The sequence below is a fragment of the Stenotrophomonas sp. JAG2 genome, assembly GCF_041080745.1.
GTDB lineage: Bacteria > Pseudomonadota > Gammaproteobacteria > Xanthomonadales > Xanthomonadaceae > Stenotrophomonas > Stenotrophomonas maltophilia_AA.
Window position 1 is genome coordinate 1 of sequence record NZ_JBEUMH010000018.1, and the last position, 22,954, is coordinate 22,954.

At 66.5% G+C, this 22,954-nt stretch carries 17 protein-coding genes and 1 pseudogene; 4 read left to right on the forward strand and 14 right to left on the reverse strand.

The genetic code is table 11. From position 1 onward, the window contains the following. Window positions 1–168 precede the first annotated feature (168 nt). The 3 genes from AB9O74_RS17380 to AB9O74_RS17390 are packed head-to-tail and all read right to left on the reverse strand — an operon-like array spanning window position 169 to window position 5,294. Window positions 169–3,342: a multidrug efflux RND transporter permease subunit gene (locus AB9O74_RS17380; RefSeq protein WP_176990882.1), complete on the reverse strand. Its 3,174-nt coding sequence runs from the start codon at window positions 3,340–3,342 to the stop codon at window positions 169–171. A gap of 15 nt (window positions 3,343–3,357) precedes the next feature. Beyond that, the gene (locus AB9O74_RS17385; protein WP_346479836.1) at window positions 3,358–4,635 is read right to left on the reverse strand and encodes an efflux RND transporter periplasmic adaptor subunit; all 1,278 of its coding nucleotides are present in this window, start codon (window positions 4,633–4,635) and stop codon (window positions 3,358–3,360) included. Then, complete coding sequence (locus AB9O74_RS17390) at window positions 4,635–5,294, reverse strand: TetR/AcrR family transcriptional regulator (RefSeq protein ID WP_346479835.1); 660 nt, start codon at window positions 5,292–5,294, stop codon at window positions 4,635–4,637. Before AB9O74_RS17390 ends, AB9O74_RS17385 begins: the two co-directional genes overlap by 1 nt. 347 nt (window positions 5,295–5,641) lie before the next feature. On the opposite strand from AB9O74_RS17390, the pseudogene AB9O74_RS17395 reads away from it, so the two are divergent. The 3 genes and pseudogenes from AB9O74_RS17395 to AB9O74_RS17405 all read left to right on the forward strand — a co-directional run. Continuing rightward, window positions 5,642–10,534, forward strand: a pseudogene (locus AB9O74_RS17395) (NAD-glutamate dehydrogenase); the annotation flags it as partial. 372 nt (window positions 10,535–10,906) lie between these two features. Continuing rightward, complete coding sequence (locus AB9O74_RS17400; RefSeq protein WP_176990886.1) at window positions 10,907–11,677, forward strand: NAD kinase; 771 nt, start codon at window positions 10,907–10,909, stop codon at window positions 11,675–11,677. Between the two features lie 79 nt (window positions 11,678–11,756). Beyond that, a complete protein-coding gene (locus AB9O74_RS17405; protein ID WP_088434636.1) occupies window positions 11,757–12,704 on the forward strand; it encodes a 5'-nucleotidase in 948 nt (315 codons plus the stop codon). Window positions 12,705–12,777: 73 nt separating this feature from the next. On the opposite strand, the gene AB9O74_RS17410 is transcribed toward AB9O74_RS17405, so the two are convergent. The 11 genes from AB9O74_RS17410 to asnS all read right to left on the reverse strand — a co-directional run bounded on the left by AB9O74_RS17410 (window position 12,778) and on the right by asnS (window position 22,423). Next, window positions 12,778–13,359: a DUF2939 domain-containing protein gene (locus AB9O74_RS17410; RefSeq protein WP_369350060.1), complete on the reverse strand. Its 582-nt coding sequence runs from the start codon at window positions 13,357–13,359 to the stop codon at window positions 12,778–12,780. 61 nt (window positions 13,360–13,420) lie between these two features. After that, window positions 13,421–14,107 (reverse strand): DUF2461 domain-containing protein, encoded by a 687-nt coding sequence (locus AB9O74_RS17415; protein ID WP_019184359.1) that lies wholly within the window; start codon window positions 14,105–14,107, stop codon window positions 13,421–13,423. Beyond that, window positions 14,104–15,543, reverse strand: a complete 1,440-nt coding sequence (gene sbcB, locus AB9O74_RS17420; RefSeq protein ID WP_369350061.1) for an exodeoxyribonuclease I — start codon at window positions 15,541–15,543, stop codon at window positions 14,104–14,106. Before sbcB ends, AB9O74_RS17415 begins: the two co-directional genes overlap by 4 nt. Then, entirely contained in the window at window positions 15,543–16,910 is a 1,368-nt protein-coding gene (locus tag AB9O74_RS17425; RefSeq protein WP_369350062.1) for an FAD-dependent oxidoreductase, read from the reverse strand. The genes sbcB and AB9O74_RS17425 overlap by 1 nt, the downstream gene beginning before the upstream one ends. A gap of 34 nt (window positions 16,911–16,944) precedes the next feature. Beyond that, window positions 16,945–18,222 carry a kynureninase gene (gene kynU / locus AB9O74_RS17430; protein WP_369350063.1) on the reverse strand — a complete coding sequence of 426 codons (1,278 nt, stop codon included), beginning with the start codon at window positions 18,220–18,222 and terminating at the stop codon, window positions 16,945–16,947. A 244-nt stretch (window positions 18,223–18,466) separates the two neighbouring features. Further along, entirely contained in the window at window positions 18,467–18,979 is a 513-nt protein-coding gene (locus AB9O74_RS17435) for a 3-hydroxyanthranilate 3,4-dioxygenase (RefSeq protein ID WP_369350064.1), read from the reverse strand. A 25-nt stretch (window positions 18,980–19,004) separates the two neighbouring features. Then, entirely contained in the window at window positions 19,005–19,667 is a 663-nt protein-coding gene (gene can / locus AB9O74_RS17440; protein ID WP_176990892.1) for a carbonate dehydratase, read from the reverse strand. Between the two features lie 74 nt (window positions 19,668–19,741). Then, window positions 19,742–20,380 (reverse strand): FMN-binding negative transcriptional regulator, encoded by a 639-nt coding sequence (locus AB9O74_RS17445; protein ID WP_369350065.1) that lies wholly within the window; start codon window positions 20,378–20,380, stop codon window positions 19,742–19,744. 6 nt (window positions 20,381–20,386) lie between these two features. Further along, on the reverse strand, window positions 20,387–20,701 hold the full coding sequence (locus AB9O74_RS17450; protein ID WP_121037851.1) for a hypothetical protein: 315 nt from the start codon (window positions 20,699–20,701) through the stop codon (window positions 20,387–20,389). Continuing rightward, window positions 20,698–21,003, reverse strand: coding sequence for a hypothetical protein (locus AB9O74_RS17455; RefSeq protein WP_176990894.1), 306 nt, complete (start codon window positions 21,001–21,003; stop codon window positions 20,698–20,700). Before AB9O74_RS17455 ends, AB9O74_RS17450 begins: the two co-directional genes overlap by 4 nt. A 25-nt stretch (window positions 21,004–21,028) precedes the next feature. After that, window positions 21,029–22,423 carry an asparagine--tRNA ligase gene (gene asnS / locus AB9O74_RS17460; protein ID WP_176990895.1) on the reverse strand — a complete coding sequence of 465 codons (1,395 nt, stop codon included), beginning with the start codon at window positions 22,421–22,423 and terminating at the stop codon, window positions 21,029–21,031. A gap of 184 nt (window positions 22,424–22,607) precedes the next feature. Here asnS and AB9O74_RS17465 point away from each other — a divergent pair, with 184 nt between their 5' ends. Beyond that, window positions 22,608–22,946, forward strand: coding sequence for an iron-sulfur cluster assembly accessory protein (locus tag AB9O74_RS17465; protein WP_123729654.1), 339 nt, complete (start codon window positions 22,608–22,610; stop codon window positions 22,944–22,946). Window positions 22,947–22,954: the final 8 nt, after the last annotated feature.

Consider the following 22,954-nt stretch of genomic DNA (forward strand, 5'->3'; position numbering starts at 1 on the left):
GCAAGCGGGACGCCGAGGCCGCGTTGGTCTGCACCTGATAAGACAGTTGCTACCCTTCTTGCGTCGCACACAAAAAAGCCCCGGCTCGCGCCGGGGCTTTTGCATTTCAGCGTGACCACCCACGATGGTCACCTGGCGGGGCGGGGCAGCCGTGGCTGCCCCTGTGCATCAACGATCCGGACGGTGGGCCGTATTGGCTTCGCCCTGGCGCTCCAGGAACTCCTTGGACGGTTCGTCCAGCTTGTCACCCAGCATGCGGCGGACCACCACGAAGAACACCGGGATCATCAGCAGACCGAGGAAGGTGGCGAACACCATGCCGCCGATCACGCCGGTACCGATCGCGTGGCGCGCGTTGGCGCCGGCACCGGTGGAGATGGCCATCGGCACCACGCCCATGATGAAGGCGAACGAGGTCATCAGAATCGGACGGAAGCGCAGGCGCGAGGCTTCGATGGTTGCTTCGCGCAGGTTCTTGCCCGCGGCCCGCTGTTCCACCGCGAACTCCACGATCAGGATCGCGTTCTTCGCGGCCAGGCCGATCACCGTGATCAGGCCGATCTTGAAGTACAGATCGTTCGGCAGGCCACGTGCCAGCGAGAAGGCCAGCGCGCCGAGGACGCCGAGCGGCACCACCAGCAGCACCGCCACCGGGATCGACCAGCTTTCATACAGCGCGGCCAGGCAGAGGAACACCACCACGATGGACAGCACCAGCAGCAGGGTCGCGGCGTTGCCGGCCAGGATTTCCTGGTAGGACATGCCCGACCAGTCGTAGCCGAAGCCAGCCGGCAGGTCGTCATTGACGATCCGCTCCATCGCCTGCATCGCCTCGCCCGAGCTGCGCCCGGCCGCCTGCGAACCGACGATGTTGACCGCCGAATAGCCGTTGTAGCGGCTCAGCGACGGCGGTGCGGACACCCATTCGGACTTCACCACGGTGCTCAGCGGAATCATCGCCTGCGTGCCGTCGGGATTGGTCTGCAGCGTGCTCGGCGTGTAGAAGCTGTTCAACGACTCCGCGCCGGTGCGGTACGGGCCATCGGCCTGCAGGGTCACGCGCTTGATGCGGCCTTCATAGAAGAAGTCGTTGACGTACACCGGGGCCAGCATCAGCTGGATTGTGCTGTACACGTCCGAGACCGACAGGCCCATGGTCTGCGCCTGCACGCGGTCCACGTGCAACTGCAGCTGCGGCGCGTTTTCCAGGCCGTTCGGGCGTACGCCGGTCAGCAGATCGCTTTCCTGCGCGGCCTTGCCGAGCAGGATGTTGCGCGCCTGCGTCAGCTGCTCGTAGCCCACGCCGCCACGGTCCTGCAGCCACATGTCGAAGCCGCCGAACTGGCCCAGGCCCTGCACGGTCGGCAGGTTGACCACGAAGATCTGCGCCTCCTTGATGCCGAAGAACGCGCCGTTCATGTTGTTGATGAACTCGGGCACCGTGATGTCACGGTCCGCCCAGGGCTTGAGGCGGATGAAGCCCATGCCCACGTTTTCACCGGAACCGACGAAGCTGAAACCGGCCACCTGCAGCATGCCTTCGAAGCCATCCTGCTTTTCCAGAATGCCGCGCATCTGGGCGAAGGCGTGGTTGGTCTGCGACTTGGTCGAGCCCGGCGGCAGCTGCACGATCGCCAGCGCATAGCCCTGGTCTTCTTCCGGCAGGAAGCTGCCGGGCATGCGCGTGAACAGGAAACCGCACAGCGCGGTCAGCACCACGAACAGGATCATCCAGCGCGGGGCATGCTTCACCGCCGAGGTGATGTGGCCCACGTAGGTGTTGCTGACCTTGTCGTAGTACTTGTTGAAGGTGCGGTAGACGATGTTCGGCTTGTCGTTGTGCGTCGGCTTGAGGAACGTCGCGCACAGCGCCGGGGTGAAGCCCAGTGCCAGGAACGCCGAGAAGGCCATCGCGATGGCGATGGTCAGCGCGAACTGCTTGTAGATCTCACCGGCGGCACCGCCCTGCAGGGCCGACGGAATGAACACCGCGGCCAGCACGACCGTGATCGCGACCACCGCACCGGTGATCTGGGTCATGGCCTTCTGGGTGGCGGCCTTGGGCGGCAGCTTCTCCTCGGTCATGATGCGTTCGACGTTCTCGATGACCACGATGGCGTCATCGACCACGATGCCGATCGCCAGCACCATCGCAAACAGCGTCAGCTGGTTGATGGTGAAGCCGATGATGCTCATGCCCAGGAACGTACCCAGCAGCGCGACCGGGATGACCAGGGTCGGGATCAGGGTGGCGCGGAAGTTCTGCAGGAAGATCAGCATCACCAGGAAGACCAGCGCGACCGCTTCGATCAGGGTCTTGACCACTTCCTCGATCGAGATCTTCACGAAGGTGGTGCTGTCGTACGGCGAGAACCAGCTGACACCGGCCGGGAAGCTCGGCGACAGCTCGTCCATCTTGGCCGTGACCGCGTTGGCCACGTTCAGGGCGTTGGCACCCGGCAGCAGCTGGATCGCGAAGGCGCCGGTCGGCTTGCCGTTGTACTGGGTGTCAAAGCCGTAGTTGTTCGCACCGAAGGCGATGCGGGCGATGTCCTTGAGCAGCACGCGCGAGCCGTCGGTGTTGGCGCGCAGGATGATGTTCTCGAACTCTTCCGGCGAGCTGAAGCGGCCTTCGGCCGAGACCGTCGCGGTGAAGTAATGCCCTTCCGGCGAGGGATCCGAGCCCAGCGAACCGGCCGCGAACTGCACGTTCTGGTCCTTGATCGCGGCCAGCACCTGCGTGGCCGACAGCCCGTAACCCTGCATCTTTTCCGGGTTGAGCCAGATGTTCATGGCGTACTCGGAACCGAACTGCTGGGTGCTGCCCACGCCGGGAATGCGCGAGATCTGGTCGAGCACGCGCGAACCGACGATGTCGTTGAGGGCATCGCGGTCGATTGAGGCGCTGTCGGACTGCAGGGCCACCACCATCAGGAAGCCGGCGTTGGCCTTGGCCACCACCACACCCTGCTGGGTCACTTCGGTCGGCAGGCGAGGCGTCGCCAGCGAGACCTTGTTCTGCACCTGCACCTGAGCGATATCGGCATCGGTGCCGGTCTCGAAGGTCAGGGTGATGGTGACGCGGCCGTTGGAGGCCGAGGAGGAGCTGAAGTACAGCAGGTGATCGATACCGGTCAGCTGCTGCTCGATCACCTGGGTGACCGACTTTTCGGCGGTGTCGGCGCTGGCGCCGGGGTAGGTGGCGCTCACCGTCACCTGGGGAGGTGCGATGCTCGGGTAGGACTCCACGCCCAGACCCAGGATCGAGATCACGCCCGCAAGCGAGATCAGGATCGCGACCACCCAGGCGAATACCGGGTGTTCAATGAAAAATTTAGGCATGACGGAGGATTCCCGTTATTGCTTGTTCGGTTCGGCAGCCGGAGCGGCGTCGGACGTGTCGGCGGCGGCATCGGCCGGGGCGGCAGCGGCATCGGGCTTGGCGGCAGCCGCCGGAGCGGCCCCTGCCGGAGCAGCACCCGCCGGCGCCTGGCCATTGCCGTTGCCGGCGGCCGGGTTCCACGGGGCGGCCTTGGCCGGCTCGCCTTCCTTGACCTTCTGCACGCCGGCCACGATGACCTGGTCGCCGGCATCCAGCCCGCCACTGACCAGCCAGTTGCTGCCCTGCTGGCCTTCACTCTTCACGTTCTTGCGGATGACCTTGCCGTCCTTGCCCACGACCAGCACATAGCCGCCGGTGGTGTCGCGCTGCAGCGCCTGCAGCGGGACCAGGTAGGCGTTGTTGCGCTCACCCAGGGTCGCCTGGAAGCTGACGAAGGCGCCCGGCAGCAGGATCTGCTGCGGGTTCGGCAGCACCGCGCGCAGCGAGACCGCGCCGGTGGCCGGATCGACCGTGGTCGAGGAGAAGTCCAGCGTGCCCGGCTGGTCGTAGACCGTGCCGTCGGCCAGCTTCACCTGCACGGTGGATTTGCCGTCCCCGCTCAGGGCCAGTGCGCCCTTGGCCTGGGCCGCGCGCATCTGGGTCAGCTCATCCACGCTCATCGAGAAGTTCACGTACAGCGGGTCGAGCTGGTCCACGGTGGTCAGCAGGGTCACATCGCCCTGGCCGACCAGCGCGCCTTCGGTGACCTGCTGCTTGCCGGCGCGGCCGCTGATCGGCGAACGCACTTCGGCATACCCGAGGTTGATCCGCGCGCTGGCCAGCGAGGCCTGGGCCTGCTGCACGGCGGCAGCGGCGGTGCGCTCGGTGGCTTCGGCCGCATCCAGGTCGGACTTGGAGACGTAGGCCTGCGGCGCCAGCGAGCGGGCGCGGTTGGCGGCGGCCTTGGCATTGGCGGCAGTGGCCTGGGCCGACGCCAGTTCGGCCTGCGAGGCATTGAGGGCAGCCTGCAGCGGTGCCGGGTCGATCAGGAACAGCACCTGGCCTTCCTTCACGTCCGAGCCTTCCTGATAGACGCGCTTGAGCAGCACGCCCGGGACGCGGGCACGCACGTCGGCGCTGCGGAACGGTGACAGGCGGCCGACCAGCTCGCGCTGCAGCGGCAGGGTCTGCGGCTTGGCCTCGATCACGCCCACCTCCGGCGGCGGCGGGGCCTGCTGCTCTTCCTTCTTGCAGGCGGTCAACGCAAAGGCGACTGCGCACGTCAGGGCAAGGGTGCGGAGTGGGGCGATCATCAGGAGAAGCTCCGGTGTTGGTTTGAATGCGAAGCCGTGGCGGCTTCGGGCGCAGCGAAGGCGCGCAGGAAGCTGTCGACGGAGAATTCTGCCCAGCGGCGGCGCACGGCGGCGTCATCGCGGTGGGGGATGTGGAAACGCTGTTTCTCGAAATCCAATCCGGCGATCATGCTCAATAGCAGTTCAGCCATGAAGTGCGGGTCGTCATGCCTCAATTGGCCCTGGGCGGCCCGTGTTGCCAGCCATTCAGAAACATGAAGCGCCAGTGCCCCGGCGCCGTCCTGGTAAAGGGTACGGGCTTCCTGGGGGAACTGGCTGGATTCGGTTGCGATCAGCCGCCGGGCCTGGACCACGTGCGGTTGATTGAAATGGTCCAGGTAGTCGTTGGCGAACTGCAGCAGGCTGCCACGCAGGTCATCACCATCGAGTGAGCGCAGCCCGGCGGTGGCGCGGCAGACATGCCGCTGCATCACCCGCCTGAGCAGTTCCTGCTTGCTGCCGTAGCGGCTGTAGAGCGTCTGCTTGGAGCAGCCCGCGTGCTGGGCCACCGCATCCATGCTCAATTGCATGCCTTGGCTGGCCAGCAGTTCGCGCACGGCATCGAACACGCGGTGATCGCGCGCGTCCAGGGTGCTGGCGGCGGGGTGTGGGGGAGTCACGCGGTGGACTATACCGTCCAGTTCAGAATTGTAGAAGCCTTGTTTTTCCGCGGCGTTTGGTACCCGACGTCACGTTGCAATGGAAGCGGTCGATGCTGCGCTACACCAGACGCCGACCCACATGTCCGTACCCGGCCGAATTGGCATCGCCGATGTAAACGCCACCCAACCCGAATGATCTTATTCCGTCCTGCAGCAAGGTATTTCTGTGCGGTAGGCCTACAATTTCATTTTCCCAACTGAGCATCACGCACCGCTCCGTCATGAAACCGCAAAAACCAGCAGCCAAGACCGTGAAAAACAAATCCAAACCAGCCGATACGCAGACTGTTTCGCCAGTGGGCTTCTCGCTGGAGCCGGTGTACACGGCCTTGCGCAAGCGCTACCCGTCGGCCGGGCAGGCCGAGGCAGTGGCTTTTGCCGCCGACTTCTACAAGCGCATGGAGGCGGACGAGTTCCCGCACCACAGCGCGGAGGAGTGGGCCGCACTGGCAGCGGACACGCTGGAATTCGCGCGTGTGCGCAAGTCCGGCAAGGCCAACGTCCGCGTGTTCAACCCGACGCTGAAGAGCAACGGGTGGGAGTCGCCGCATACGGTGCTGCAGATCGTCAACGACGATATGCCGTTCCTGGTGGACACCGTCACGATGTCGCTGGCCGAGCATGGCGTCGGCGTGCACGTGCTGGGTCACCCGGTGATCCGCTTCGCGCGTGACAAGGCCGGCAAGCTGACCGGTGTGAGCGACGGCACCGCCGAATCGGTGATGCTGCTGGAGATCGACCGCCAGCCGGCCGAGGCCATGGCCGACGTCGAGAAGGCGATCATCAAGGCGCTGGACGAGGTGCGTGCCATCGTCCGCGATTGGGACGCGATGCGTGCCAAGGCGCAGAGCCTGGCCGACGACCTGGGCAGCCGGCAGCTGCCGGTCGATGCCGCGTCGCGCGCCGAAGCACAGGAGTTCCTGCGCTGGGCCGCCGACAACCACTTCACCTTCTTCGGCTACCGCGAATACCGCGTGGAGAAGCAGGGCAAGGAAGACGTGCTGGCGCCGCTCAACGACACCGGCCTGGGCCTGATGCGCGGGCAGGACAAGTCCGCTGCACGCCCGGTCAAGACGCTCGCCGCGCAGGGTCTCAATGCCACCACCGGCCTGAAGGACGCGCTGATCCTGACCAAGACCAATGCCCGTTCGCGCGTGCATCGCTCCGGTTACATGGATTACATCGGCGTGCTGGAATTCGACGCCAAGGGCAAGATCATCGGTGAGCAGCGCTTCCTGGGCCTGTTCACCTCCAGCGCCTACAACCGCCGCCCGTGGGAAATCCCGCTGGTGCGCCAGCGCCACGAATACGTGATGAGCAAGTCCGGCCTCGCGCCGAGCAGCCACAGCGGCAAGGCGCTGCGCCACATCCTGGAAACCCTGCCGCGCGAAGAACTGTTCCAGTCCAGCGAGGACGAACTGTTCCGCACCGCCATGGGCGTGCTGGGCCTGCAGGAGCGCGTGCGCAGCCGCCTGTTCCTGCGTCGGGACAAGTACAGCCGTTTCATCTCCGCGCTGGTGTACCTGCCGCGCGAACGTTTCAACACCGATGTGCGCCTGCGCATCGAAGCGATGCTCAAGGACGCCCTGCAGGGCGAGTACGTGGACAGCTCGGTGGTGCTCGGTGAGTCGCCGCTGGCCCAGGTGCACCTGATCGTGCGTCCGAAGGCAGGCCAGACCCTGGAAGTGGACACCAGCGAACTGGAGCAGAAGCTCGCCCAGGTGCTGCGCAACTGGCAGGACGATCTGCGCGAAGCGCTGGTTGCCCGCCACGGTGAAGGCGAAGGCCTGCGCATCGCCGCGCGTATCGGCAAGGCGCTGCCGGCCGGTTACATCGAAGATTCCAGCACCGAGATCGCCGCCAACGACGTCAGCCAGCTGGATGCGCTGACCGGTCCGGACGATCTGCGCCTGAGCCTGCAGGCCGTGCAGCGCGAAGGCGGCGACGGCCTGCGCCTGAAGCTGTATCGCCAGCTGGACGACATCCCGCTGTCGGACGCGCTGCCGATGATGGAAAACATGGGCCTGCGTGTCATCGCCGAGCGTCCGTACCGCCTGACGGTCGATAACGCCCCGGTGTACGTGCAGGACTTCGAAGTGGAATCGGTGGCCGGTGCGATCGATGCGCCGAGCGTCGATGCCGCCTTCGGTGAAACCTTCGCCCGCGTGTGGCACGGCGATGCCGAGAACGATGGCTTCAACCGCCTCGTGCTCGCCGCCGGCCTGCACTGGCGCCAGGTCGCGATGCTGCGTGGCTACTGCAAGTACCTGCTGCAGACCGGCGTGCCGTTCTCGCAGGCCTACGTGGAAGGCACCTTCACCCGCTACCCACTGCTGGCCCGCCTGCTGGTGGAGCTGTTCGAAGCCCGCTTCGATCCGGCTACCGGCCATGAGAGCAAGGACGCGATCGCCGAGGGCCAGGCCCAGCTGCGCGCGCACCTGACCGTGCTCGCCGGCGGCGACGAAGCCACCCTGAAAGTGCTCAAGACCGTGGTCGATGCGCGCAAGGGCGACCGTACCGTGCAGATGGATGCCGCGCGCGATGCGCTGCTGAAGCTGATGGACCGCGTCTCCAGCCTCGATGAGGACCGCATCCTGCGCAGCTTCATGGGCGTGATCGATGCGACCCTGCGCACCAGCTACTACCAGACCGACGCCGAGGGCCGTCCGGGCCACGTCATCAGCTTCAAGTTCGATTCGGCGCTGGTGCCGGACCTGCCCAAGCCGCGCCCGTACCGCGAAATCTTCGTGTACGGCCCGCGCGTGGAAGGTACCCACCTGCGCTTCGGTGCCGTCGCCCGTGGTGGCCTGCGCTGGTCGGACCGTCGCGAAGACTTCCGTACCGAGGTGCTGGGCCTGGTCAAGGCACAGATGGTCAAGAACACCGTGATCGTGCCGGTCGGTGCGAAGGGCGGCTTCTTCGCCAAGATGCCGCCGGTCAACGGCGACCGTGATGCGGTGTTCGCCAACGGCGTGGCCTGCTACAAGCTGTTCATCCAGGGCCTGCTGGACATCACCGACAACATCGTCAACAACAAGATCGTGCCGCCGGTGGACGTGGTCCGCCACGACATGGACGACCCGTACCTGGTGGTGGCGGCCGACAAGGGCACCGCGACCTTCTCCGACATCGCCAACGGCCTGGCCGTGGCGCACGGCTTCTGGATGGGCGATGCGTTCGCCTCCGGTGGCTCGGTCGGTTACGACCACAAGGGCATGGGCATCACCGCCCGCGGTGCGTGGGAGTCGGTCAAGCGCCACTTCCGTGCGCTGGGCCGTGACAGCCAGAGCCAGGATTTCACCGCGGTCGGCGTGGGCGACATGTCCGGCGACGTGTTCGGCAACGGCATGCTGCTGTCGCGCCACATCCGCCTGGTTGCTGCGTTCGATCACCGCCACATCTTCCTGGACCCGAACCCGGATGCGGCCACGACCTTCGTCGAGCGCGAGCGTCTGTTCACCGTGCCGCGTTCCAGCTGGGCCGATTACGATGCCAAGCTGATCAGCAAGGGCGGCGGCGTGTACCCGCGTACGCTGAAGTCGATCGAGATCACCCCGCAGGTCCGTGAGGTACTCGGCCTGGACGAGGGCATCAAGTCGATGACCCCGAACGACCTGATGAGCGCGATCCTCAAGTCGCCGGTCGACCTACTTTGGAACGGCGGCATCGGCACCTACGTCAAGGCGGCCAGCGAGCAGCACAGCGATGTCGGCGATCGCGCCAACAACGCGCTGCGCGTCAATGGCGGCGAGCTGCGCTGCAAGGTGGTGGGCGAGGGCGGCAACCTGGGCATGACCCAGCTGGGCCGCATCGAAGCCGCCCAGGCCGGCGTGCTGCTCAACACCGACTTCATCGACAACTCGGCCGGTGTGGACACCTCCGATCACGAAGTCAACATCAAGATCCTGCTCAATGACGTGGTGCGGGCCAAGAAGTTGACCGTCGAACAGCGCAACAAGCTGCTGGCCTCGATGACCGACGAAGTGGCCGCGCTGGTGCTGATGGACAACTACCGTCAGAACCAGGCGCTGAGCCTGATGGAACGCATGGCGGTCAAGCGCCTGGGGTCCAAGCAGCACTTCATCCGCACGCTGGAACAGCAGGGCCTGCTGGACCGCCAGATCGAGTACCTGCCCTCCGATGCGGAACTGTCCGCACGCAAGGCGCGTGGCCAGGGCCTGACCCGTCCGGAACTCTCGGTGCTGTTGTCCTACTCCAAGCTGGTGGCCTTCCAGCAGCTGCTCGAGTCGGACATTCCGGAAGATCCGTACCTGTCCAAGGAACTGCAGCGCTACTTCCCGACGCCGCTGCAGAAGAAGTACGCCGATGCGATGGAGCGTCACCGCCTGAAGCGCGAGATCATCGCCACGGCCGTGACCAACCAGACCATCAACCGCATGGGCGCCACCTTCCTGATGCGCATGCAGGAAGACACCGGGCGCACCGTGGCCGAGGTCGCCAAGGCGTATACGATCAGCCGTGAAACGCTGGACGCACGCGCGCTGTGGGCACAGATCGACGCCCTCGACGGCACCCTGCCGGAGTCGGTGCAGATCGACGCGCTGGAAGTGATCTGGAAGCTGCAGCGCTCGTTCGTGCGCTGGCTGCTCTCGCGTCCGGGCGCCATGCCGGGCATCACCGAGGCCGTCAACCGCTACCAGGCCGCGTTCAACGACATCCGCGACGCCTCGGGCGTGCTGCCGGATTCGCAGCGCCCGGCCTACGAGGCGAGCGTGCAGGAGTGGAAGGACAAGGGCCTGCCGCCGGCGTTGTCGCAGCAGCTCTCGGAACTGCAGTTCCTGGAGCCGGCGTTCGACATCATCGAACTGGCCCGGACCCGCAAGCTCAAGCCGGTGGACGTCTCCAAGGTCCACTTCCGCCTGGGCGACGCCCTGCAGCTGCCGTGGCTGTTCGAGCAGATCGACGCGCTGGAGGTCAACGGCCGCTGGCACGCCGTGGCCCGTGGCGTGCTGCGCGACGAGCTGGCCGCCCACCATCGCAACCTGGCTGCCCAGGTCCTGTCGATGAAGGGCAGCAGCGCCGAAGCCAAGGTCGCCGCCTGGATGGGCCGCGACGACAGCAGCCTGCGCTTCACCCTGGCGATGCTGGCCGAGCTGGCCGAACAGAAGACCCTGGACTACCCGACCGTCTCGGTCGCGGTCCAGCGCCTCGGTCAGCTGGCCTCGCACGGCGCGTAAGCATGGTGCGTGAGCATGGTGCGTAAGCGCATTCGCGCTGACGCCCCGCGGTTTGCTTTGCAAACCGTGGGCCCCATGCAAACCATGCTTCCAGACCCCCACGCCTTCGGCGCGCCCCCCTGACTCAGGGGGGCTCTGCTCCAGACGTGTGTTTCTGGATCTGGCAGGTACATGACTCATCAACGGCCCCGCTCACGCGGGGCCGTTTTTTCATGTCGGTTGCCGGCATGCCGGTTGCCGGCATCCGGTAGGCACCGACCGTTGGTCGGTGCGGACGCCGACACGACCGGCGCCCCACGCCACGACCAACGGTCGTGGCCTACCGGGGACGTGGCGGGTATGCTCTGGCGAACCCGCCCCACCGGATGTTTGATGAGCGCTTCCCCCCGTATCGCCTTCCTGGCCAGTTCCACCGAAGCGGCGCAGCTCGCCCTGGCACAGATGCGGGCCCGCTATGGCGACTACACGCCCGAGCAGGCCGAGGTGCTGTGCCCGCTCGGGGGCGATGGCTTCCTGCTGCAGGCGCTGCATCGCTACGGCGCGCTGGGCAAGCCGGTGTTCGGGATGAAGCTGGGCACGGTGGGGTTCCTGATGAACCAGTTCCGTGATGACGACCTGCCGGCGCGCCTGGCCGCGGCCGAGCCGGCCAACCTGCGCCCGCTGGAGATGCTGGCGCTGACCGAATCCGGCACCACCACCGGCTCGCTGGCCTACAACGACGTCTCGTTGTTGCGCCAGACCCGCCAGGCCGCGCACATCGGCATCGACCTCAATGGACAGGAACGCGTGGCCGAGCTGATCGGTGACGGCGTGCTGGTCGCCACCCCGGCCGGCAGCACCGCCTACAACTACTCCGCACACGGCCCGATCCTGCCGCTGGGCTCGCACACCATCGCGCTGACCCCGTTGGCCCCGTACCGTCCGCGCCGCTGGCGCGGGGCGATCCTCAAGGCCGACACCGAAGTGCGGTTCCGCGTGCTCGACCCCTACAAACGCCCGGTCAGTGTCACCGCCGATTCGCATGAAACCCGCGATGTGGTGGAAGTGACCATCCGCGAATCGCGCGAGCGCCGCGTCACCATGCTGTTCGACCCGGAACACAATCTGGAAGACCGGATCCTGAGCGAGCAGTTCATGTTCTGACGGGGCACGGCCGTGGTGGCCATGCTCTGTGGGAGAATGGCTGGCCGGCCGCTGCGGCCGCATTGGATTGCTGATTGCCATGGGCGACAACACCCCCCGCTTGCTGACCGTTGCCGTGACCTCGCGGGCCCTGTTCGATCTGGAAGAGGGCCACGCGCTGTTCGAGGCCGAAGGCGTCGATGCCTACGCCGAGTATCAGCGCAAGCACGAAGACGATGTGCTGCGCCCCGGCGTGGCCTTCCCGGTGGTGCGCAAGCTGCTCGCGCTCAACCAGGGCCAGTCGCCGGAACAGCCGCGGGTGGAAGTGATCCTGCTCTCGCGCAATTCGGCCGATACCGGCCTGCGCATCTTCAATTCGATCCAGCACTACGACCTGGGCATCATCCGCGCGACGTTCACCGCGGGCGAGCCGACCTGGCCGTATGTGAAGCCGTTCGGCACAGATCTGTTCCTGTCGGCCAACCCCGAGTCGGTGCGCCGCGCGCTGCTGCACGGCATCGCCGCCGCGACCATCCTGCCCAAGCCACCGGGCGAGACCATCGCTGCGGCCGAACAGGTCGACCTCGGCCGTCCGCTGGGCCAGCTGCGCATCGCCTTCGATGGTGATGCGGTGATCTTCGGTGATGAAAGCGAGCGCATTTCGCGCGAGCAGGGCGTGGAAGCCTTCGGGCGCCACGAGCGCGAGAACGCCCGCGAACCGCTCAGCGGTGGTCCGTTCCGCAACTTCCTCTCGGCCCTGCACACCCTGCAGGCCGTGTTCCCCTCGGGCGAGGATGCGCCGATCCGCACCGCGCTGGTGACCGCGCGCTCGGCGCCGGCGCACGAGCGCGTGATCCGCACCCTGCGCGAATGGGGCGTGCGCCTGGATGAAGCGTTGTTCCTCGGCGGCCGCCACAAGGGGCCGTTCCTGGAAGCCTTCGGTGCGGACATCTTCTTTGACGATTCGCAGCACAACATCGACAGCGCGCTGCAGCACCAGAGCGTGGCGGCCGGCCATGTGCCGCATGGTGTCGCCAACGACGGTTGATGCGCCACCCGGAGGTGCGTGGGCCCATGTACCCACCAATGGTGGCGCCCATGTACCCACCAACGGTGGGTACCTACCGGATCGGGAGGGCCGACGGGGCGGTGGTCTCGGGATTCAATGGCAGCCGGATGTCGACGAGTCGCCAGCGCAGGCCCGAACGCTGCAGGACGAACACCACCGGCGCGCCCTGCGGGGTGCGGGTGGTAGCGGTAAAGCGCGACAGCGACTCGAAACGATGGGTGGCACCGTTCAGCGGCCGCGCCGGTCGTGGCGCGGCGTAGGCATCGTTGCTGGGGCTGTCCAGGTCGTTGCTGGCGCGCTTCCACAGGGTGTGGCCCTCGAGCAGGGCGCCGATGCCGGTCGGGGTCACCAGCGCATCCACGGCGGTCGCGCTGAGGCGGTCACCGGCCGAGAGCAGCAGCGCACCGAACAGGCTGGACTGCAGGTCCGGTCCGGCGCGGCGCACCACGTAGTCGCTCAGCTGCGCACGCAGGTTGGCGCGCAGCATCGGGAAGTCCACGTAGCGGTCGAGCTTGGCGGTATCGCGCTGTTCGATCGCGCGGCTGAGGCCATGCACGGTCACATAGGGGCCGCTGAACACGATGCCCGCCAGCACCACCAGCAGGACGACCGTCAGCCAGAGCAGTTTTTTCATCGGATCTGCCTTGCAGTGTTGGCGCCCAGCTTGCCCCAGCCGGCGTCAGCGCACGTGAAGCTCAGAATTCCAGGTCCAGCGCCGCGCACAGGTAATCCACGAACGGGGCCAGCGTGACCAGATCGGCTGCGATGGTCTGGCGCAGTCGCGGCCCGGTCATCGTGGCGTCGTCCAGCGAGCGCCAGAACACCCAGTTGCGGTGCTTGAGATCGTCGATGAACTCGAAATCCGGTTCGAACCCGCGCGGGGCGCGCACCAGCTTCTCGCTTTCCTCGAAATCGAATTTCTTCCGCAGCACCGGCGAATGCGCGGCGGCCTTCCAGCTGCCCGGGTTGTCGACGATGAAATGCCGTACCTTGCGCTGCGTGGCCGGCTCGGGATGCCACAGGCCGGCACCCACGAAGCTCTCGCCCGGCTGCAGGTGGATGTAGAACGACGGCGCCGGCACCTGCTTGCGCCGCTCATGGAACAGGCGTGCACCCTGCCAGCTCTTGTAGGGCGACTTGTCGTTGGAGAAGCGCGCATCGCGGTAGATGCGGAACAGCGAGCCGCCCACGGTGCGCGGATCGGCACGGAAATGCTCGCTGACTGCGGCCAGGTCCGGCTGCAGATCGGTGATCAGGCGCAGGAACGGCTGGCGGACGTGCTCTTCGTACTTCGGCTTGTGCTCGTTGAACCAGGTCTTGTCGTTGTTGCGCGCCAGGCCACGCAGGAAGGTGAAGGTTGCCGGGCTGAAATACGTGCTCATAGGCTGCTCTGCAGGTGGGTGCCCCAGTCACGCAGCTGCTGCAGCAGGGCGAGCTTGCCGGCATCGTCGGCGTGCTCCGCGGCCAGTGCATCCAGCTGCGCGGTGAACTGCGGCAGGGTCTGTTCGCCCAGCGACGCATCGCCGAGCAGGCGCTGGCGACGATAGTCGTTCCAGCGTGAGCGCTCGGTGGTGTCCAGGGTGTCGAGGTGGTTGCGGGCGCGGTAGCGGAACAGCAGCTCGGGCATGCGCGGGTCGCGCAGGCGCTCGGCGAAGCTGGCCAGTTCCGCGGGCGGGCTGGTGCGGATGCGCGACATCAGGGATTTGTCGCCGTCGGCGAGGAAGCCGTCGTACAGCGAGGCGTCCACATCGCTGGGGGCCAGCGTGCGCTCGCCCGAGTAAACCTGGCGGACCTTCTCGGCCAGCGCGGGGCCGATCTGGCGCAGACGCTCGGCCTTGGCCTCGATCGCGGCCGGGTCGATGCCCAGGCGGGCATGGTCGGCCGGGCGCAGGTGGTTCCAGGCGACCAGCGCCGGCACCTTGTTGAGGTGAACTTCCTTGAGGGGCACGCGCTGCTCGCCTTCGGCCATGTCGGCGGCACGGGTGTACAGGCGTGCGGCGATGGTTTCCGGGGGCAGCTCGAGCAGCGGCTCGATATCGCCGTCCAGGTCGAGCGCGATGATGCGGTTGTTGATGAAGGGATGGCGCGCCAGTGGCAGCACCGGCGCGGCGCACATGCGCTGTGCCGGGTAGCGCATCGAGATGTGCAGTACCGGCTGCATCGCGTCCACATCCAGCAGGCTGCCGACGAACCGCTTGTCGCGCAGCTTCAGCGCGTACTCCCACAGGCGCGGCTGGGCCTGCTTGAACAGCTTCGCCAGACCGATCGTCGCGTACACGTCGGACAACGCTTCATGCGCATCGCCCTGGCGGACGTTGTTGGCCGTGGCCAGGTGCTCTAGCTTGAACGAGGTCGCGCCGTCCTCACGCTGCGGCCAGACAATGCCGTCCGGGCGCAGCGCGTGCAGCAGCCGCATCATGTCCAGCAGGTCCCAGCGCGAATTGCCGTTGCGCCACTCGCGCTCGTACGGATCGTAGAAGTTGCGGAACAGCCCGTGACGGACGAACTCATCGTCGAAGCGCAGCGTGTTGTAGCCCAGCGAGCAGGTGCCCGGCCGCGCCATCAGATCGTTGATGCGCGAGAACGCCTCGGCTTCGCTGATGCCTGCCTGCAGCGCGTGCTGCGGGGTGATCCCGGTGATCAGGGTGGCGATCGGCGAGGGCAGCAGGTCGTCGGCCGGTTTGACATAGAAGCTGACCGGTTCATCGATGATGTTCAGATCGGCATCGGTGCGGATACCGGCGAACTGCGCGATGCGCGTGCGGCGCGGGTCCTGGCCGAAGGTCTCCAGGTCATAGAACAGGAAGCTGTCGGCCATCAGTGCGCACCCTCCAGGACGGGCAGTTGTTCATGGACCAGGCGCTCGAGCGCGGCCCAGTCGATATGCGCCAGGCTGTCGTGCCCGGCGGTGGCGTCTTCGAGCATGCGTCGCTGCAGCTCGGTGCGCGCCAGCGCAACGGCATACGGCGTACGCAGGAAGGTGACCATCGTGTAATGCGGCACGAAGCGGGTCGGCCAGCGCGCCTGCAGCGCCTGTTCCAGTTCGCGCTGCAGCAGGAACTGCGGATCGGCCACGCGGTCGCGCATCTCCAGGTAGTTCTCCAGCGCCATCTGCTGGATCGCTTCGGCATTCGGCTTGCGATCGGCCTCGAATGCGGCGAACGCCTCGCCCAGCGAGTTCTGCTCCAGCAGGTGCGCGGCCAAGGCGATGCAGTCTTCGAAGGCGCAGTTCATGCCTTGGCCGTGGAACGGCACCATCGCGTGCGCGGCATCGCCGATCAGGACCGCGCGGCCCTTCATGTGCCAATGCTTGAGGTGCAGCGTGCCGAGCAGGCCCGGCGGGTGCTGCTCCCAATCGCGGCGCAGGTTCGGGATCAGCGCCAGCGCATCGGGGAAGTCGCGCGCGAACAGCGCTTCGGCCTCGGCGCCACTGTTGGTGGTGGCGAAGCTCGGGTCGCCCTCGTTGGGCAGGAACAGCGTGACCGTGAACGTGCCTTCGTCATTCGGCAGCGCGATGCACATGTAGTGCCCACGCGGCCAGATGTGCAGTGCATTGGCCTCGATCCGGAAACCACCGTCATCAGTCGGCGGGATTTCCAGTTCCTTGTAGGAGTGGTCCAGGAAGTCGATGCGCTCATCCAGCGGCTGCTTGCGGTTCATCGCTGCGCGCAGCGCCGAGCCGGCCCCGTCGGCACCGATCAGGGTATCGAAGCGGATGTCGTGCGGCTGGTCGTCGCGGTCATCGATGAAACGCGCGTAGCCGGCATCGAAGTCCACGGTGTGCAGGCGGCGGTGGAAATGCACGGTCGCGCCTGCATCCTCGGCCAGCTGCAGCAGGGTGGTGTTGAGGTCCTTGCGGTGGATCGACCAGATCACTTCGCTGTCATCGCGCCCGTAGCGCTGCAGCTGTGGTTCGCCCTCGCGCGGGTGGATCATGCGCCCGCGCATCATCACCGCCTTGGCCATGACCGCGTCTTCGACACCGGCCTGGCGCAGCGCGTGGCGGCCACGCTCGGCCAGGGCCAGATTGATCGAACGGCCGGACTCGTAATCGCTCACGCGCGGGTCGCCGCGGCGCTCATACAAGGTGATCTGCCAGCCCTGGCGGGACAGCAGGATGGCCAGCAGTGAACCGGCCAGACCTGCGCCGATGATGCTCAGCGAGCGGGAGGGGGTAGCGATCAAGGCGATATCCGTGGGGGCGGGGAGGGCGGTCGGGTCAGAGACCGGCCCAGGCTTCCACTTCCTCGACGAAGTGGTGCAGGTCGAGGTAGCGGTTGTACAGCGGTGTCGGAGAGATGCGGATCACGTCGGGCTCGCGCCAGTCACCGAGCACGCCCACGGTCTGCAGGTATTCGAAGAGGCTGCGGCCGCGCTCACGGCCACCGGCCACGCGCAGCGAGAGCTGGCAGCCACGGCGCTCGGGTTCGGACGGGGTCAGCACCTCGAGCACGCCGGACAGGCGGGCACGCACGAGGGCATCGAGCATGCCGGTCAGGCGCAGCGACTTGGTGCGCAGCGCCTCGATGCCGCCGGCTTTGTCGACGACGTCCAGCGCGGCGCGCAGCGGCGCCAGGCCCAGCACCGGCGGATTGCTGAGCTGCCAGCCTTCGGCACCGACGGCGGGCACGAACTGCGGCGCCATCTTGAAGCGTGTGGCTTCCTCATGGCCCCACCAGCCGGCGAATCGCGGCAGCGTGGCATCGCGGTGATGGCGTTCGTGCACGAAGCAGCCGGCGACGGCGCCCGGGCCGGCGTTGAGATATTTGTAATGGCACCACACGGCGAAATCCGGGGCGATGTCGTGCAGCGCGAGCGGCACGTTGCCGACGGAGTGCGCAAGATCGAAACCGATCCGCGCACCCTGCAGGCGGGCCATGCGGGTGATGGCCTCCAGATCGAAGACCTGGCCGCTGCGGTACTGCACGCCGGGCCACAGCACCAGCGCCAGGCGCGGGCCGTGTTCGGTGATGGCGCGTTCGATGGCCTGCAGCGAGATCGTGCCGTTGGGCTCATCGGGCTGCACTTCGATCAGGTCGGTATCCGGATGGAAGCCGTGGAAGCGGATCTGCGATTCCACCGCGTGCCGATCGGTCGGGAAGGCACCGGCTTCCATGAGGATGGCGGGGCGTTCGGCCGTGGGCCGGTAGAAGCTGACCATCATCAGGTGCAGGTTGACGCTGAGGGTGTTCATCGCCACGACTTCGCTGGGCAGGGCGCCGACGACGCGGGCGAGCTGTTCGCTGACCAGGCGGTGGTAGTGCAGCCACTGGGTGTCGCCGGTGAAGTGGCCTTCCACGGCCAGCGCGGCCCATTTGTCCATGACTTCCTGGACGGCAGCCCGGGCGCCGCGCGGCTGCAGGCCCAGCGAGTTGCCGACGAAGTAGGTCTGGTCGCGGTGGTTGTGCTGCGGGAAGACGAATTCATTGCGCAGGGCGCGCAGCGGATCGGCGGCGTCCAGGGCAACGGCATGGGTGCGGCTGAGGATCTCGGACATGGTGCAACCGGCGGTGTCAGTGAACCGACAGTTTATCCGGGTGGTGGGGGTGTGGGCTGAATCTGGCTTGCGGTGCTGCTTTGGCTGGGTCTGGGCCGTTGGGTATGGCGATGGCAACGGCAACGGCAACGGCAACGGCAACGGCGTGTTTCTCGCGTCTACGGTGGGCGGGCCGGTGTGGGCGGGTCCCGGAAACCCACCCCCGCCGGCCCACTTCCAGGCAATTCAAGCGCTGCCTTGGCTTTCAGTTCGCAGGCAACGGATCCACATGCCCACACGCATCGCACGTGCGCAGCTCCAGCGAAGAGTGATAGCGATCGAACACCTTCGGCAGATCCGTCTCGATGTTCTCCAGCGCGAAAAACTCCTCGTACAACTTGTGATTGCACCGCTCGCAGAACCACATCAACCCATCGCGCTCATGCGCCAGCCGCTTGCGCTCCACCACCAGGCCCACACCGCCTGGCGGACGGCGCGGCGAATGCGGCACGCCACCGGGTAACAGGAAGATCTCGCCCGCGCGGATCGGAATGTCGCGTACCGCGCCATCCTCCTGCACCTTCAGCGTCATCTCCCCTTCCAGCTGATAGAACCACTCCGGGCCCTCGTCGTAATGGAAGTCCGTGCGGCTGTTCGGGCCGCCGACCACCATCACGATGAAATCGCCGTTCTCGATCATTTTGTTGCCTACCGGCGGCTTCAGCAGATGCCGGTTCTCTTCGATCCAAGCGAGCAGATTGATGGGCGAGGCAAGCATGGGAGATGTCCGCAGAAAGGAAGGGTCAGTCGCGCCGACCGTGGCGCGGAACGTAGGACAGTGCCTTCTCGTAGGCCGGCTGCAGGTCTTCCGGCGCGCCTACGTCGATGCCCATCTCGCGCACCCGGCCGTCCTTCAGGCTGTAGACCCAGCCGTGCACCATCAGCTTCTGCCCGCGTGCCCATGCGTCCTGCACGATCGTCGAACGGCAGGCATTGACCACCTGCTCGATGACGTTCAACTCGCACAGGCGGGCATGCTTCAGCTCCGGCTCCTCGATTGCTTCCATGATCGCCGCATGCTTCTGCGCCACATCGCCTACGTGGCGCAGCCAGTTGTCGGCCAGGCCGACGCGCGTGTTGTTCAAGCTGGCGTGCACGCCGCCGCAGCCGTAGTGGCCCACGATCAGGATGTGCTTCACCTTCAGCTGGTCCACGGCGTACTGGATCACGCTCAGGCAGTTCAGGTCGGTGTGCACCACCACGTTGGCCACGTTGCGGTGCACGAACACCTCACCCGGTGCCATGCCGATGATCTGGTTGGCCGGCACGCGCGAGTCGGAACAACCGATCCACAGGTATTCCGGGTGCTGCTGCTTGGCCAGCTGGTGGAAGAAATCCGGGTCTTCTTTCTCGATCCGGTCCGCCCATTCGCGGTTGTTCTGCAGCAGCTTGTGGATGTCTTTCATCGTGCGGGGTCCCTGACGTCGGGTGGGGGCAAGGCGTGGCCATCATGGCCGCGTCGTCGCAGGAGTGGGGAAGGTCAGTCGGCGGCGGTGCCGCCCTCGCGGCGCCAGCGCATCCACTGCGCCAGCTCGCGGGATGCCGGGGCGTCCAGTGCCGACAGCGCGTCGATCACGCTGGACTGGTTGGCTTCGGGGTGGTTCTGGCTGAGCTTGAGTTTGATCTGCACCTGCGCCGGCCGGAACCGGAAACCGACGATGCCGCCGAGCATGCGCTGCTGGCGGGGCTCGATCGGCAGCAGATCCCAGTCGCCGCCGACCTGCGCCTCGTAGTGCGCGCTCAGGCCGTCGAGCATGGCGATCAAGGCATCGGCATCGGTCACCGGCTCCAGCACGCCACGCAGTTCCGCAGCGGCGTAGTTCCAGGTCGGGACGCGCGCCTGCGCGGCTTTATCCGGATACCAGCTTGGCGATATGTAGGCGTGCGGGCCATGCACCAGCATCAACGCAGGGCCGGCGTGTCCCGCCTGCGGATTGGGCCTGGCCCAGTGGCCTTCGATCAGGATGCCGTCGGCATCGCGCTTGTACAGCACCGGCAGGCGGGTGGCCTGCGGCAGACCGTCGGCCCCGGTGGTGACCAGGGTGACGAATGCATCACGCGCCAGCAGCCGGTCCAGCCAGATCAGGTCGGTCTCGACGAAGGCGGACGGGATGAACATCGGCGGTTACGCGCGGGCGCCCAGGCTCTGGACCATGCGGCCGTGCAGCGCGTCGTCGCTGTCGGCCTGCGGCGGCTGCACTTCATGCAGCGAGAAGCCGCGGACCAGGGCGTCCTCTTCGTCCAGGCCGTCGTAGGCGACGAACTCGGCGTCGAACAGCTGCGAGCGCGCGGTGTCTTCACTGTCGTAGCTCAGCGTGTTGCCGTCGCTGTCCAGCACCTCGGCGGTGCCCGCCGGGCGGACCCGCAGGCGGGCCCAGATCAGCGTGTTGCCAAGGCTGGCCAGGAACCACTCGTCGTGGTGGGAAGTGTCGTCGTTCATGTCAGTACCATCGAAAGCAGCCAGAGCAGGGCAGCCATGCCCAGTCCGGCAAGAAGAGTAAGCAGCGAGAGCCAGGCCGGCGTGGCCAGGCCGGTCAGCGAGCGGTCGCTGCTCTGGCGATAGTCGCGGCCGAGCAGCCAGCGCAGCGCATCCGGGCGCAGGAATGCGCCCGTACCGAAGCGATCCGCCAGCGCCGGATGGCGGTCGCGGATGTGGACCAGGGTCAGCGGCCAGAAGATCACGAAGGCACTGAACCCGGCGATCGCCACGCCGACGAAGCACAGCGCGAAGAACAGGGTCATGGGCTTGGTGCCTCCGTGGTCGGGATCAGAATTCGGCGCTGCCCGGTGCGCGCGGGTAGGGGATCGCGTCGCGGATGTTGCTCAGCCCGCAGACGTAGACCACCAGGCGCTCGAAGCCCAGGCCGAAACCGGCGTGCGGCACCGAACCGTAGCGGCGGAAATCGCGGTACCAGCCGTAATGCTCGGGGTCCAGACCGAACTGCGCCATGCGCGCATCGAGCACGTCCAGGCGCTCTTCGCGCTGGCTGCCGCCGATGATCTCGCCGATGCCCGGGGCCAGCACGTCCATCGCGGCGACGGTCTTGCCGTCGTCGTTCAGGCGCATGTAGAAGGCCTTGATGTGCTCGGGGTAGTTGGTCACCACCACCGGGCGGCCGATGTGTTCTTCGGTCAGCCAGCGCTCGTGCTCGGTCTGCAGGTCCAGGCCCCATTCGACCGGGAAGTCGAACTTCTTGTCGGCCTTCTGCAGCAGCTTCACCGCTTCGGTGTAGTCGATCTGCTCGAACGGGGCGTTGATGAAGCCTTCCAGCTTGGTGATCGCGTTCTTGTCCACGCGCTCGGCCAGGAAGGCCAGGTCATCGCCGCGCTCATCGAGCACCGCGCGGAACAGGTACTTCAGGAACTGCTCGGCCAGGCGCGCGTCTTCGGCCAGATCGGCGAAGGCGATTTCCGGCTCGATCATCCAGAACTCCGCCAGGTGGCGGGTGGTGTTGGAGTTCTCGGCACGGAAGGTCGGGCCGAAGGTGTAGACCTTGCTCAGCGCCAGGCAGTACGCCTCGACGTTCAGCTGGCCGGACACGGTCAGGAAGGTTTCCTTGCCGAAGAAGTCGCGGCTGAAATCCACCTCGCCCTTCTCGTTGCGCGGCAGGTTGGCCATGTCCAGGGTAGAGACCCGGAACATCTGGCCGGCACCTTCGGCGTCGGACGTGGTCACGATCGGGGTGCTGATCCAGTTGAAGCCGTTCTGGTGGAAGAACCGGTGCACGGCCTGGGCCAGGCAGTTGCGGATGCGGGTGACCGCACCGAACAGGTTCGTGCGCGGGCGCAGGTGCGCCACTTCACGCAGGAATTCCGGGCTCATCGGCTTGGGCTGGATCGGGTAGGTCAGCGGATCTTCGACCAGGCCGACGATCTCGATGTCGCTGGCCTGGATCTCGAAGGACTGGCCCTTGCCCTGGGACTTAACCAGGGTGCCGCGGGCGATCACCGAGCAGCCCGGGGTCAGGCTCTTGATGTCGTCGAAATTGGCCAGGGTGTCATTGGCCACCACCTGGATGGGGGCGAAGCAGGAGCCATCGGTGACATTGACGAAGGCAAGCGCCGCAGAGCCGCGCACCGTGCGGACCCATCCGCGTACTGTTGCCTCGCCGCCTTCCGGGATCTTCCCGGCAAGCGCATGTTCAACGCTGACCACCGTCATGACTTGAATCCTCTGTTGATCGACTCGATCTCTGAACACGGAGTTTAACGGGTGCGGTGTTCGGCTTGCGAGGCATTTCTTGTGGGCTTCGGGGCCGCCGGCCGTGTGAACCGCAGCTGCGGCCACCGAGGTCGGCCCGCGCCATACCCTCTATACTGATCACGATCCGCTGGAGTTGCCTGTCATGGCCGTAAGCCTTACCCCTGTTGCCTTTGCCCGTGTGCAGAAGTTCGTCGAGCAGACCCCCGGCGCGCTGGGCCTGCGTTTCGGCGTGACCCGCACCGGCTGTTCCGGCTGGGGCCACATCACCGATCTGGCCCGCGATGAGCGCGAGGGCGACACCGTCTTCGAGCAGGACGGGGTCCGCATCTATGTGGATGCCACCAGCCTGGACCTGGTCGACGGCACTGAAATCGACTTCGGCAAGCATGGGCTGAGCGAGACCTTCACGTTCAGGAACCCGAACGCGACCGCCGAATGCGGCTGTGGCGAGAGCTTCACGACCGAGGCTGACAAGGCCTGATCGCCCGC

Coding starts and splice junctions, on each gene's coding strand:
- AB9O74_RS17380 (WP_176990882.1), bottom strand. CDS start 3,342: ATGCCTAAATTTTTCATTGAACACCCGGTATTCGCCTGGGTGGTCGCG.
- AB9O74_RS17385 (WP_346479836.1), bottom strand. CDS start 4,635: ATGATCGCCCCACTCCGCACCCTTGCCCTGACGTGCGCAGTCGCCTTT.
- AB9O74_RS17400 (WP_176990886.1), top strand. CDS start 10,907: ATGAGCGCTTCCCCCCGTATCGCCTTCCTGGCCAGTTCCACCGAAGCG.
- AB9O74_RS17405 (WP_088434636.1), top strand. CDS start 11,757: ATGGGCGACAACACCCCCCGCTTGCTGACCGTTGCCGTGACCTCGCGG.
- AB9O74_RS17410 (WP_369350060.1), bottom strand. CDS start 13,359: ATGAAAAAACTGCTCTGGCTGACGGTCGTCCTGCTGGTGGTGCTGGCG.
- AB9O74_RS17415 (WP_019184359.1), bottom strand. CDS start 14,107: ATGAGCACGTATTTCAGCCCGGCAACCTTCACCTTCCTGCGTGGCCTG.
- sbcB (WP_369350061.1), bottom strand. CDS start 15,543: ATGGCCGACAGCTTCCTGTTCTATGACCTGGAGACCTTCGGCCAGGAC.
- kynU (WP_369350063.1), bottom strand. CDS start 18,222: ATGTCCGAGATCCTCAGCCGCACCCATGCCGTTGCCCTGGACGCCGCC.
- AB9O74_RS17435 (WP_369350064.1), bottom strand. CDS start 18,979: ATGCTTGCCTCGCCCATCAATCTGCTCGCTTGGATCGAAGAGAACCGG.
- can (WP_176990892.1), bottom strand. CDS start 19,667: ATGAAAGACATCCACAAGCTGCTGCAGAACAACCGCGAATGGGCGGAC.
- AB9O74_RS17445 (WP_369350065.1), bottom strand. CDS start 20,380: ATGTTCATCCCGTCCGCCTTCGTCGAGACCGACCTGATCTGGCTGGAC.
- AB9O74_RS17450 (WP_121037851.1), bottom strand. CDS start 20,701: ATGAACGACGACACTTCCCACCACGACGAGTGGTTCCTGGCCAGCCTT.
- AB9O74_RS17455 (WP_176990894.1), bottom strand. CDS start 21,003: ATGACCCTGTTCTTCGCGCTGTGCTTCGTCGGCGTGGCGATCGCCGGG.
- asnS (WP_176990895.1), bottom strand. CDS start 22,423: ATGACGGTGGTCAGCGTTGAACATGCGCTTGCCGGGAAGATCCCGGAA.
- AB9O74_RS17465 (WP_123729654.1), top strand. CDS start 22,608: ATGGCCGTAAGCCTTACCCCTGTTGCCTTTGCCCGTGTGCAGAAGTTC.